This window comes from Falsiroseomonas algicola (genome assembly GCF_011040385.1).
GTDB lineage: Bacteria > Pseudomonadota > Alphaproteobacteria > Acetobacterales > Acetobacteraceae > Falsiroseomonas > Falsiroseomonas algicola.
The window spans coordinates 16,836-27,817 of sequence record NZ_JAAIKB010000029.1 but is presented as its reverse complement, the minus strand read 5'-3'; the positions used below and the strand labels follow the sequence as shown (position 1 = coordinate 27,817).

The 10,982-nt window shown below is 71.7% G+C and carries 11 protein-coding genes; 3 read left to right on the top strand and 8 right to left on the bottom strand.

Going from position 1 to position 10,982, the window contains the following annotated elements:
* Positions 1 to 202: 202 nt before the first annotated feature.
* From gshB to G3576_RS30150, 7 genes are all read right to left on the bottom strand, one after another.
* Complete coding sequence (gene gshB, locus G3576_RS30180) at positions 203 to 1,153, bottom strand: glutathione synthase (RefSeq protein WP_164698199.1); 951 nt, start codon at positions 1,151 to 1,153, stop codon at positions 203 to 205.
* Positions 1,154 to 1,242: 89 nt separating this feature from the next.
* On the bottom strand, positions 1,243 to 1,503 hold the full coding sequence (locus G3576_RS30175; RefSeq protein WP_164698198.1) for a hypothetical protein: 261 nt from the start codon (positions 1,501 to 1,503) through the stop codon (positions 1,243 to 1,245).
* A 68-nt stretch (positions 1,504 to 1,571) separates the two neighbouring features.
* The gene (locus tag G3576_RS30170; protein ID WP_164698197.1) at positions 1,572 to 2,303 is read right to left on the bottom strand and encodes an alpha/beta hydrolase family protein; all 732 of its coding nucleotides are present in this window, start codon (positions 2,301 to 2,303) and stop codon (positions 1,572 to 1,574) included.
* Positions 2,300 to 2,911, bottom strand: a complete 612-nt coding sequence (locus tag G3576_RS30165) for a non-canonical purine NTP pyrophosphatase (RefSeq protein WP_164698196.1) — start codon at positions 2,909 to 2,911, stop codon at positions 2,300 to 2,302. Before G3576_RS30165 ends, G3576_RS30170 begins: the two co-directional genes overlap by 4 nt.
* Complete coding sequence (rph, locus tag G3576_RS30160) at positions 2,908 to 3,660, bottom strand: ribonuclease PH (RefSeq protein WP_164698195.1); 753 nt, start codon at positions 3,658 to 3,660, stop codon at positions 2,908 to 2,910. The genes G3576_RS30165 and rph overlap by 4 nt, the downstream gene beginning before the upstream one ends.
* A 193-nt stretch (positions 3,661 to 3,853) precedes the next feature.
* The gene (locus G3576_RS30155) at positions 3,854 to 4,480 is read right to left on the bottom strand and encodes a lytic transglycosylase domain-containing protein (protein ID WP_164698194.1); all 627 of its coding nucleotides are present in this window, start codon (positions 4,478 to 4,480) and stop codon (positions 3,854 to 3,856) included.
* 32 nt (positions 4,481 to 4,512) lie between these two features.
* Positions 4,513 to 4,773 carry a hypothetical protein gene (locus G3576_RS30150; RefSeq protein ID WP_164698193.1) on the bottom strand — a complete coding sequence of 87 codons (261 nt, stop codon included), beginning with the start codon at positions 4,771 to 4,773 and terminating at the stop codon, positions 4,513 to 4,515.
* A gap of 217 nt (positions 4,774 to 4,990) precedes the next feature.
* Here G3576_RS30150 and hrcA point away from each other — a divergent pair, with 217 nt between their 5' ends.
* The 3 genes from hrcA (at position 4,991) to G3576_RS30135 (ending at position 8,152) form a co-directional block, all read left to right on the top strand.
* Positions 4,991 to 6,091 carry a heat-inducible transcriptional repressor HrcA gene (gene hrcA, locus G3576_RS30145; RefSeq protein WP_407926145.1) on the top strand — a complete coding sequence of 367 codons (1,101 nt, stop codon included), beginning with the start codon at positions 4,991 to 4,993 and terminating at the stop codon, positions 6,089 to 6,091.
* Between the two features lie 69 nt (positions 6,092 to 6,160).
* Positions 6,161 to 7,216 (top strand): AI-2E family transporter, encoded by a 1,056-nt coding sequence (locus G3576_RS30140; RefSeq protein WP_164698191.1) that lies wholly within the window; start codon positions 6,161 to 6,163, stop codon positions 7,214 to 7,216.
* 330 nt (positions 7,217 to 7,546) lie between these two features.
* Complete coding sequence (locus G3576_RS30135; RefSeq protein WP_164698190.1) at positions 7,547 to 8,152, top strand: glutathione S-transferase family protein; 606 nt, start codon at positions 7,547 to 7,549, stop codon at positions 8,150 to 8,152.
* Positions 8,153 to 8,158: 6 nt separating this feature from the next.
* Here G3576_RS30135 and G3576_RS30130 read toward each other — a convergent pair whose 3' ends face one another.
* A complete protein-coding gene (locus tag G3576_RS30130; RefSeq protein ID WP_164698189.1) occupies positions 8,159 to 10,981 on the bottom strand; it encodes a [protein-PII] uridylyltransferase in 2,823 nt (940 codons plus the stop codon).
* Position 10,982 lies beyond the last annotated feature (1 nt).

The following is a 10,982-nucleotide window of genomic DNA, read 5'->3' as shown; positions in this document are numbered from 1 at the left end:
CTCGCCGCCGTGCTTGGCTCGATCCGTATCAGCCAACTCATCCGCTACGACCCGGCCCTGCACCGGCGCCTCGCCGACCCTCCAAGACGCCGTTCACGACAAATCAGCCACGCCCCGCAACGAACGACCCTATCCTAGCGCCTATGGGGCGGAGCCCCCCTGCGGGCCATGGTTGGTGCAGGGGGGCGGCGCCCCCCTGCGTTTACGGCGAGACCTTCGCCTCGATCGCGTCCCAGATCGCGCGCTCCAGGTACACCCCGTCGAACCGCGCCAGTTCCTGCAGCCCGGTGGGCGAGGTCACGTTGATCTCGGTCAGGTAGTCGCCGATCACGTCGATGCCCACGAAGATCAGCCCGCGCTCCCGCAGCGCCGGCCCGATGGCGGCGCAGATTTCCTTCTCCCGGTCCGTCAGCTTGGTCGGTTCGGGGCGCCCGCCGACATGCATGTTGGACCGCGCCTCGCCGGAAGCCGGCACGCGGTTGATGGCGCCCATGGCGATGCCGTCCACCAGGATGATGCGCTTGTCGCCCTGCCGCACGGCGGGGAGGTAGCGCTGGATCATCAGCGGCTCCCGCGACCGCTCCGTGAACATCTCGACCAGCGCGTTCATGTTGGGATCGTCGGGACGCAGGTGGAAGACGCCGGCGCCCCCGTTCCCGAACAGCGGCTTGATGATGATGTCGCCGTGCTTCTCCCGGAACTTGCGAATCTGCCGGACATCCGCGGTCACCAGCGTCTCAGGCATCAGCTCCGGGAAATGCGTGACGAAGAGCTTCTCCGGCGCGTTGCGCACACTGGCCGGGTCGTTCACCACCAGCGTCTTCGGGTGGATGTGTTCCAGGATGTGCGTGGCCGTGATGTAGGCCATGTCGAAGGGCGGGTCCTGGCGCATCAGCACCACATCCACCTGGCCGAGGTCCAGTTCCTCCTCCGCCCCCAGCGTGAAGTGGTTGCCCTTCACGCGCTGGACGGTGACGGGCTGCGCGCGGGCGACGACGCGGCCGCCCTGCAGCGCCAGGTCCCGCACATGGTAGTGCCACAGGGCGTGGCCGCGGGACTGGGCTTCGAGCATCAGGGCGAAGGTGCTGTCGCCATCGATGTTGATGGAGGCGATCGGGTCCATCTGGACCGCGACCTTGAGGCTGCGGGTCATGGGGTGGCGCTCCGCTACGGGTTGGCGTTCCCGTGGCACGGCGCGGCGCAGCGGGGAAGGGGGGGCCGGTGCGGCGCCCCCCCGCCCGGTCAGTCCCCCTTGGGCTCCGGATGGACGGCCCAGGGCCCCTTGGCGGCATCGCCCGGCACCGGCGCCTCATTGTCCTTGGGCACCGTGCTGTCGATGGTCAGGCCGCGGGCATCCTTCTCCCCGGCCATGGACTGCCCCTTGCCGCCACCCTGGCGCACGCCGGTGTCCTCCGTCTGCGTCCGCGCCCCGCCGCGGTAGCCGGGCTTGTCGGAGGCGGTCGCGCCCTCGGTGTCGTCGGGCGTCTGCTTGCGGTTGGCCATGTCGTTCTCTCCCTTGCAGCAGGAAGAAGAACGTGGCGCCGCGGCCCTGCGTTCGTTCGGGGACCGCGTCACCGGCAGGGGCCGCGGCCTTCCAGGAAATCCGCCAGGCAGGCGCCGAAGATCGCGTCGAACTCAGGCTCCTGCACCCCGCCATGCCCGGTCGGCGCCGGCGGGCGGTCGATCAGCAGTGCCCCCCAGCCGAGCCGCGCCACCGCCGCCTGGAACAGACCGGCGCGCGCGGCGGGGTCGGGATCCCAGCCATCATCCTCGAACAGCAGCAGGGCCATGCGCCGCAGCGCGTCCGGGCTGGCGCGGTCCAGCGCCGCGGCGAAATCCGCCAGCGCCTGCGGCCGCCGCTCCGCGCTGCGCCCATGCGCCGCCGGCGCGGCGAGCGCCGCAGCATCGGCGAGCCCCGGCATGCGGAGCGCCGCCAACACGAGGAAGGCGCCGCGGCTTTCGCCCACCAGCACGACCCGCCGGTAGCCGCGCGCCCGCAGCGCCGCCGTCCCCGCCGCCAGTTCCTCCACCCCGGATGCCAGGGGGGAGGCCGGCGGCACCGCCCCACCTGGCGGGCGGTCAAACCGCCAGCCGTCCCAGCCCCGCGCCGCCAGCCGCGCCATGAAGGCGGGCGCCTCGGGCGGCGGACCCTCGGTGTAATGGGGGTGCAGCCAGACCATGGCGCCCGACGCCGCACCATCCCGCGGCACGACGCCTGCCTCCGTCACCAGCGGCCCCGCCTGCTCCGCCACCGCCGCCATCGGCAGCAGCAGCGCCAGCAGCAGGGCCGCGCGCCGGATCACAGAGGCGGCAGGCAGGCCGCGGACAACTGCCGGAAGGCGTCCGCGCGGTGGCTGATGGCGTGCTTCGCCTCCGGCGTCATCTCCCCGAAGGTTTCCGCCCCGCCCTTCGGTACGAACATCGGGTCATAGCCGAAGCCATTGGCGCCGCGCGGCGGCCAGACCCAGCTTCCATGCGCCTCGCCCAGGAAGCCCTCGGTGTGCCCATCCGGCCAGGCCAGGACGAGGGCGCAGCAGAACCAGGCCCCGCGATCCGCGGCATGCCGCGCCAGCTTCTCCACCTTGCCCATGGCCATGCCGTAGTCGCGCCCGGCCGGCGTCTCCGCCCAATCCGCCGTCCGCACCCCCGGCGCGCCATCCAGCGCGGCCACGCTGAATCCGCTGTCATCCGCCAGCGCCGGCAGGCCGGAGGCCGTCGCCGCCGCCAGCGCCTTGATCCGCGCATTGCCGAGGAAACTCTCCTCGGTCTCCGCCGGCTCCGGCAGGCCCAACTCGCCCGCCGCCACCACCTCGAACCCCCAGGGCGCGAGCAGCGCCGCCACCTCCCTCACCTTGCCCTTGTTGTGGGTGGCGAGGACCAGCTTCGGCCCGGTGAGGATCCGGTGACTCATCCCCCGATCGCCGCCTTCTGCAGCGCGAAGAGCTTCGTCGTCCCCGCCCGCGCCAGGCCCAGCAGCGCATTCAGCTCGGTCTCGGAGAAGGGCGCCCCCTCCGCCGTCGCCTGGATCTCCACGATCCCGCCGGAGCCGGTCATGATGAAATTGCCATCCGTCTCCGCCTTGCTGTCCTCGGCATAGTCGAGGTCAAGCACCGGCGTGCCGTTCCAGATGCCGCAGGAGATCGCGGCGACCTGGTCGCGCAGGGGATTGGTCTTCAGCACGTTCATCTTCATGCAGTGCTGGAACGCCAGATGCAGCGCCACCCAGGCGCCGGTGATGCTGGCGCAGCGCGTGCCACCATCGGCCGTCAGCACGTCGCAGTCCACGACGACCGACATCTCCCCCATCGCCTTGAGGTCCGTCACCGCGCGGAGGCTGCGCCCGATCAGCCGCTGGATCTCCTGCGTCCGGCCAGACTGCTTGCCCCGCGCGGCCTCTCGGTCGCCCCGCGTATGGGTCGCGCGCGGCAGCATCCCATACTCCGCCGTCACCCAGCCCTGGCCCGTGTTGCGCAGGAAGGGCGGCACCTTGCTCTCGACACTGGCGGTGCAGAGCACCTCCGTCACCCCGAAGCGAATGAGGCAGGACCCCTCCGCATGCCGGGCCTGGCCCGGGGTGAGCGTGACGTCGCGCATGGTATCGGCGACGCGGCCGGAGGGACGGACGAAGGGGGCTTTGAAGCCGGCGGGGAAATCGATCATGGCGCGGGGGGTAACACGGGAAGGAAGAGCGGGGGAGTGAACTCCCCCGTACCCCCTCCTTTTTTCGGGAGTGCGCCAGACGAGGGGGACAGAACGATACCGCAAAGGTAACGCTGGGCTGCAAGGGGGATGGAATGGTACTGCCAATCGTCGGATCGCTGCTGGGCGCCTTCGGCGTGAAAGCCGGGTAAGCCTAACGCCGGCACACCACCCGCGGCCGCCCATTCGGCGCCACCAGCATCGCCGCCCGCAGCCCCGGCGCGCACAACCCCCGCAGCGCCGCCGGCGCCGACAGCGCCACGCCGCCCGCCATCCGCGTCACCGTCACCCGCGCATGGTACGCTATCCCCCGCCCCGCCTCGCCGGAATGGTACCCCGCCACCGCCTCCGCCCAGTTCCCCGTCCGCGCCCGCAACTCCCGCAGGAAGCGCACGGCGTACCCCACGTTCACAACCGGATCGAACCCCGCTTCCAGCGTCGGAAAGGCCTCCGGGTGGTGGAACAAATTCACCTGCATGCAGCCCACATCGATGCTGGTCACGCCCCGCGCCCGCAGCCCCTCCACCATCGCGACCGCCGCCTCCCGCGTCTCCGGGAAGCGCCCACTCCCCTCCGCATTGATGGCAAACGGCCAGGGCGCCACTCCGCCCCCCGGCGCCGCCCGCCCGCTTTCGACCTGCGCGATCGCCAGCAGCAGCCCCGGCGGCACGCCGCTCCCCCGCTCCGCCGCCGCGATCGCCTGGCGGCAGGCGCTCCACGGCCCCTCCGCCCGCGCGGCAGCCGGGACCAGCAGGGTCAGCAGGACGAGCACCATCCGCATGCCCCACCCCTGCCGCCCGCCGCCCGGCCGCGTCAACCAACCAGCGCGCGAACCCCCGCCATCGTCAGCAGGAACCCCTCCTCATCCGGCGGCCCCGCGATCAGCAGCAGCCCCACCCCCACCGCCAGCGCCGAGACCATCAGCAGCGCCGCCAGCCGGAAGCCCCGATGCACGGGCGACACCAGCATCGAGGTCATCAGCCCCGCACCCCCCGCCAGCAGCAGGGAGGCCGCGGCGAATACCGCCGTCACGCCCGCGTCCCGCCCAGCCACCGGGTCAGCAGTGCCGGCCACAGCGTGGCCTCCTCCTTCGCCTGCATCGGGGTCTCCCCTTGTCCCTGTCCGGACCCCACATGAAGGGAGGACGGTAACCCTGGCATGGCGCGACTGTGTCGAAACCTTGCCGGTGGCATTCCCCGCGTTACCGGCGCCCCGCCACGCAGCCGATTGACCGGCCACGCCGCCGCCCCCTAGCGTTCCACCCCAAGAAAACGGTCCGGGACACTGACCCATGGGTCCACTCACCAGGCCGCCGCGTCCGACGGGGGCCCCGAACATGACACCGGCAGGCACCATCCCCCTGCCGCCCAACCTCGATGACCGCAGCGCCGCCATCCTGCGGGAGCTGGTGGAGATCTACGTCCAGACCGGGGAGCCGGTCGGCTCCCGCACCCTCTCCCGCCGCCTGCCCCAGGCGCTGTCGCCGGCCACCATCCGCAACGTGATGGCGGATCTGGAAGACGCCGGCCTGCTCTTCGCTCCCCATACCTCCGCCGGCCGCCTGCCGACCGAACGCGGGCTGCGCCTTTTCGTCGACGGGTTGCTGCAATTCGGCGCGCTGGCGGAGGAGGAGCGGGACGCCATCGCCGCCCGCTGCGCCTCCGGCGGCCGTTCGCTGCAGGAGACGCTGGGCGAGGCCGGCCAGATGCTCTCCGGCCTCGCCGGCGCCGCCGGCCTGGTCGTGGCGCCGAAGCGGGAGGCACCGGTCCGCCATATCGAATTCGTGGCCTTGGGCCCGGGCCGCGCCCTGGTCGTGCTGGTCACCGCCGATGGCCAGGTGGAGAACCGCGTCATCGAGGTGCCGGCCGGCCTCCCCCCCTCCGCCCTGCAGCAGGCCAGCAACTACCTGAATGCCCGCCTCTCCGGCCGCACGCTGGACGAGACGCGCGGCACCGTGGCGCAGGAGATCGCGGCCAACCGCACCGCGCTCGATACCCTGACCAACCAGGTGATCGAGGCCGGGCTCGGCACCTGGTCCGGCGGCAGTGGCGGGTCGCTCATCCTCCGCGGCCAGGCCAAGCTGCTGCAGAACCTCGACCATGTGCAGAAGGTGACGGAAATCCAGGCGCTGTTCGAACGGCTGGAGGCGCAGGAGACCATGCTGCGGCTGCTCGACCTGGCCCAGCGCGGGGAGGGCGTGCAGATCTTCATCGGCGCGGAGTCCGGCCTCTTCGACAGCGCCGGCCTCTCCATGGTCGTCGCCCCCTTCCGCAACGGGCAGGAGAAGATCGTCGGTGCCATCGGCGTCATCGGCCCGACGCGGATCAACTACGGCCGCATCATCCCGGTGGTGGACTACACCGCCCGCGTGATCGGCCGCCTGCTGGGCTGACGTCGCGCCCGGCATTGCAACTTATCCGGTCCGGACTCGCTTTGGCTCCGCATGACGGAGCCAGGCGGAATGGATGGGTCGGAGAGGGGCGCGGCCCAGGGCTGGCGGGGGGATGTGGTCTTCCTCCGCCGCGTGCTGATCACGCTCGGCGTCATCCTCTTCGTCCTCCTGCTCTGGCAGGTCCGGGCGGCGCTGCTGCTCACCTTCGCGGGCGTGGTCGTGGCGGCGCTGCTGCTGGCCCTCGCCCGGCCGATCGAGGCCTGGTCCGGCCTCTCCCGCACCTGGTCCCTGGCCGCGGTCGGCCTCGCTTTGGCCCTGCTGCTGGGCGGCGCCGCGATGCTGGTCGGCGGCCAGGTGCAGGCGCAGATGGCGGTGCTGGGCGAACAATTGCCGCGGGCCATGGGCGCGCTCGAACAGCGCCTCGGCATCGATGTGCCGACGCTGGGGGAGGCGGGGGTCGAACCCTCGGTGGTCGGCACGCTGGCGGGGCATGTCGCGAGCCTCGGCGGCATGGTCGTCAGCGCCGCCTCGGCGCTCGTGCTGGCCGTGGTCGGCGGCTTCTTCCTGGCCGCGGACCCGGCGCTCTACCGGCAGGGTGTCCTGAAGCTGCTGCCATCCGGCCAGCAGGCCCGCGCCGGCGATGCGATGGAAGCGAGCGGGGAGGCGCTGCGCCTCTGGCTCATCGCCCAGTTCATCTCGATGGTGATCGTCGGCGTGCTGGCCGGCCTCGGCACCTGGGCGCTCGGCCTGCCCTCGCCGCTGGCACTCGGCCTCTTCGCGGGGCTGGCGGGCTTCGTGCCGCTGATCGGCTCCGTCGCCGGCGCGGTGCCGGCGCTGCTGCTGGCGCTGAGCGAGGGCGGCAACACCCTGATCTGGACCGCCCTCCTGTTCCTGGCGATCCAGCAGGTGGAGTCCAACATGATCATGCCGATCGTCGAGCACCGCATGGTCAGCCTGCCGCCGGCGACGCTGCTCTTCGCCGTGGTCGCGGTCGGGCTCCTCTTCGGCCTGCCGGGCGTGCTGCTGGCGGCGCCGATCACCGTCGTCGCCTTCGTGCTGGTGAAGAAGCTCTATGTCCGCCAGACGCTGGGCCACCCGACGGAGGTGCCGGGGGAGGGGGGCTGACTCAGCCCGATCCCTCCGGCTCCCCTTCCGCGCCGCCCTTCACGCCGATCTGCACCGGGCCCTTGGCCGTCCGGCCCTCGGCGCCCCGCGCCTTGTTCAGCTCGGCGATCTCGTTCGCATAGCCGTCGCCGGGCTGGATGCCCTTGTCGTTCGGATCCTCTGGTCCCGGGTCACGTCGTGGGGCCCGACATTCTTCGGCCGCGCCGTCTTGGTCTCCAGGTCGTATTTGCCCGTGAAGGACGTGCGGTCCTTCTCGCTGTCGCTCGCCATGGCGTGGCCCTTCCTCTCTCGTCATGGCACCAACGCCGCGGCGACGCGAAGGATCACGCCATGCTCCGCCTCATTGGCCAGGCCAGTTCCATCAATGTGCGCAAAATCCTCTGGACCTGCGCCGAGATCGGCATCCCCGTGGCGCGGGAGGATCGCGGCGAGGCGGCGGCGCTCCGCGCCCTCAACCCCAATGGCCTGGTGCCGGTGATCGAGGATGAGGCCGGCGTGCTGTGGGAGAGCAACACCATCTGCCGCTATCTGGCCGCGAAGCACGGCCGCACGGACCTGCTGCCGGCGGCGCCCCGCGCCCGGGCGGAGGTGGAGCGCTGGATGGACTGGCAGGCGACGGACCTCAACGCGTCCTGGCGCGGCGCCTTCATGGCCCTGGTCCGCCGCCACCCCGACCATGCGGACGCGGGTCGCATCGCCGCGAGTGCGCGCGCCTGGAACGACCTGATGGAAATCCTCGATGGCCAGCTGGCCCGCACCGGCGCCTTCGTTGTGGGCGAGAGCTTCACCCTGGCCGACATCGTACTTGGCCTGTCCGTGAACCGCTGGCTGATGACACTGATGGACCGGCCCGCCCTGCCCGCGGTGGCCGCCTATGTCACCAGGCTCGCGGCGCGCCCCGGTTTTCGGGAATACGGCGCCAACGGCATCCCCTGACGCGCCTCACACCACCCGCGCGCCCGTCTCCACCGGCACCTCCGGCGCGCCGAGCGCCAGCAGCAGAGCGGCGCGCAGCGAGGCGAGCTTCCGCTCATTCTCCACCTTCAGCCCGAAGACGTCCTTCACATAGAAGACGTCGACGGCCCGCACGCCATAGGTGGTGATGTGGGCGCTGGCGATCTGCAGACCCTGCTCGCTGATCGCCGCGGTGACGGCATGCAGCAGCCCTGGCCGGTCGCGGCCATTCACCTCGATCACCGTGTGCGTGTTGCTCGCGTGGTTGTCGAGCACGACGCGGGGCGGGATGGTGACGGCGCGCAGCCGCGCCGGTTCGCGCCGCAGCTTCGCGATCTCCTGCTCCAGCCGCAGTCGGCCGGACAGCGATTGCTCGATCAGCACCGCGAGGCGCGCCAGGCGATGCGGCGCGTCAAACGCCCCGCCGGCCGCGTCCTGCACCCAGAAGGTGTCGAGCGCCATCCCGTTGGTCATGGTGTGGATGCGCGCATCGACGATGCTCGCCCCCGCCACCGCCAGCGCGCCGGCGATGCGGCTGAACAGGCCCGGATGGTCGGAGCAATAGACCGTGACCTCGGTCACCGACCGCGCCTCGATCACCCTTGTGCGCACCGTCAGCGGCGCCTGGTCGGCCTCCGCATCGCGGATCATCTCCGCGTGGCGGGCATGCGTCTCCGGGTCGAAGGACAGCCAGTAGCCGGGGTAGCCGAGGCCGAGGAACCGGTCGAGATCCGGCTTCGCCATCGTCTCCAGCAGCGATGCCGCCGCCGCCCGCGCGCGCGCCACGCGGGTGTCGCGTTCCGGCACCGAAAGCCCGCCCGCCAGCACCTCCGCGACCCGCCAGTAGAGCTCCCGCAGCAGCGTCGCCTTCCAGCCGTTCCAGACCTTCGGCCCCACCGCGCGCATGTCGGCCACCGTGAGGACCAGCAGCAGCCGCAGCCGCTCCGGCGACTGCACCGTCTCCGCGATGTCGAGGATGGTCTTGGGATCGTCGATGTCGCGCTTGAAGGCGGTGGCGCTGATCAGCAGGTGGTTGAGCACGAGCCAGGAGACCGTCTCCGTCTCCTCCGGCGAAAGCCCGAGCCGCGGACAGAGTTCCAGCGCCACCTGCGCGCCGAGTTCGCTGTGGTCGCCGCCGCGGCCCTTGGCGATGTCATGCAGCATGACCGCGACATAGAGCGCGCGGCGCGACTGCACCTGGCCGATCAGCTCCGACGCCACCGGCGCGATCTCGTTCAGCTCGTTCCGCTCCAGCGCGGAGAGGACGCCGATCGCCTCGATCGTGTGCTCCTCCACGGTGAAGACGTGGTAGGTGTCGAACTGCATCAGCCCGACGATGCGCGCCCAGTCCGGGATGAAGCGGGACAGGAACCCCACCTCGTTCAGCACGCGCATCCAGCGCGGCGAATCCTTCCCCGTCAGCAGGTCGAGGAACAGCGCATTGGCGGCGGGGTCGTCGCGCAGCTGCACGGCGTAGCGGGCATTCCGGATCAGCGCGCGATGCGCCAGCGGATGGATCTCGAGCCCCCGGTCCCGCGCCGCGCGCACGAGCCGCAGCATGATGGCGGGGTCCGCCCCCACCTGGCGGTCGGGGGCAAACAGCACCTTGCCATCCGCCAGCGCCATCCCCGCATGGGACAGCGCCGCATCGCCCGCCGGCACCACGGCGGGCGGGCCGAGCGAGGCGCGCTCGATCGCGGGTTCCAGCAGGCGGGTCAGGCGCACCACGTCCCGGGCCGTCAGGAACAGGTGCTTCATGAAGCGCTCGACGCCGTCCTGCACACCGTGGCGGGTGTAGCCCATGCGGGCGCCCACCACCGGCTGCAGGTCGAAGGTCAGGCGTTCCTCCGCGCGGCCGGTCACGTAGTGAAGATGGAAGCGGACGGTCCAGAGGAAATTCCAGGCGCGGCGGATGCTCCGCGCCTCCTGCGGCGTCAGCAGCCCGCCGCCGGGGCTCTCCGGGCCGACGAGTTCCGGCATGCGCTGCACGCCGAAGGCATGGCGCGCCAGCCAATACAGCGTTTGCAGGTCGCGGAGCCCGCCGCGCCCCTCCTTCACATGCGGCTCCACCAGGAAGGGGCTTTCGCCGTAGCGCTGGTGGCGCGTCGTCCGCTCGGCGCGCTTGGCGGCCAGGAAGGGCGCCAGCCCGCTCGCCTTCCGCGCCGCCAGGAAGGCGTCCTGGAAGCGGTCATGCACCGCGCGGTTGCCGGCCAGGAAACGGGCATCGATCAGCGCGGTCTGGATGGTCACGTCGCCGCGCGCATCCTCGATGCACTCGCCGATCGTCCGCGTGGCATGTCCCACCTTCAGGCCGAGATCCCAGAGCAGGTAAAGCAGGAACTCCACCGCGCGCCGCCCCTGCGGGCCAAGCGGGGCGTCGGACAGGAACAGCAGGTCGATGTCCGAATAGGGCGCCAGCACGCCGCGGCCATAGCCGCCCGTCGCGATCAGGGAGAAAGTTTCTTCAGTCGTCCCGCCCGGCTCCTGCGGCGGTACCTGCGCCCCCGCCGCCGCAGGCGGCACTTGCGCGAGCGTGTAGGTGTGGATCGCGCCCACGATCCCATCCGTCAGCGCCGCCAGCCACCGCGCCGCGCCGAGCCCCGACAGGTCATGCGCCTCGAAGGCCCGCTGCACGCGGCCCTGGATGCGTCCCAACTGCCGCCGCAGCAGGCCGAGCGCGATGTCGCGGGCGACGGGCCGGCCGTCCTCGACCAGGCCAGCGATCAGGTCCGGCAGGACCTCCGGTGGCTCGGCGGGCGGCAGCACGGAAGCGGCCGCCGATGAGGGCGGTTGGCCGAGGCTGACTGTCATC

Excerpts from the sequence above, each read along its gene's own strand:
- gshB (WP_164698199.1), bottom strand. The coding sequence starts at position 1,153 with ATGACCCGCAGCCTCAAGGTCGCGGTCCAGATGGACCCGATCGCCTCC.
- G3576_RS30175 (WP_164698198.1), bottom strand. The coding sequence starts at position 1,503 with ATGGCCAACCGCAAGCAGACGCCCGACGACACCGAGGGCGCGACCGCC.
- G3576_RS30165 (WP_164698196.1), bottom strand. The coding sequence starts at position 2,911 with ATGAGTCACCGGATCCTCACCGGGCCGAAGCTGGTCCTCGCCACCCAC.
- rph (WP_164698195.1), bottom strand. The coding sequence starts at position 3,660 with ATGATCGATTTCCCCGCCGGCTTCAAAGCCCCCTTCGTCCGTCCCTCC.
- G3576_RS30155 (WP_164698194.1), bottom strand. The coding sequence starts at position 4,480 with ATGCGGATGGTGCTCGTCCTGCTGACCCTGCTGGTCCCGGCTGCCGCG.
- hrcA (WP_407926145.1), top strand. The coding sequence starts at position 4,991 with ATGGGTCCACTCACCAGGCCGCCGCGTCCGACGGGGGCCCCGAACATG.
- G3576_RS30140 (WP_164698191.1), top strand. The coding sequence starts at position 6,161 with ATGGATGGGTCGGAGAGGGGCGCGGCCCAGGGCTGGCGGGGGGATGTG.
- G3576_RS30135 (WP_164698190.1), top strand. The coding sequence starts at position 7,547 with ATGCTCCGCCTCATTGGCCAGGCCAGTTCCATCAATGTGCGCAAAATC.
- G3576_RS30130 (WP_164698189.1), bottom strand. The coding sequence starts at position 10,981 with ATGACAGTCAGCCTCGGCCAACCGCCCTCATCGGCGGCCGCTTCCGTG.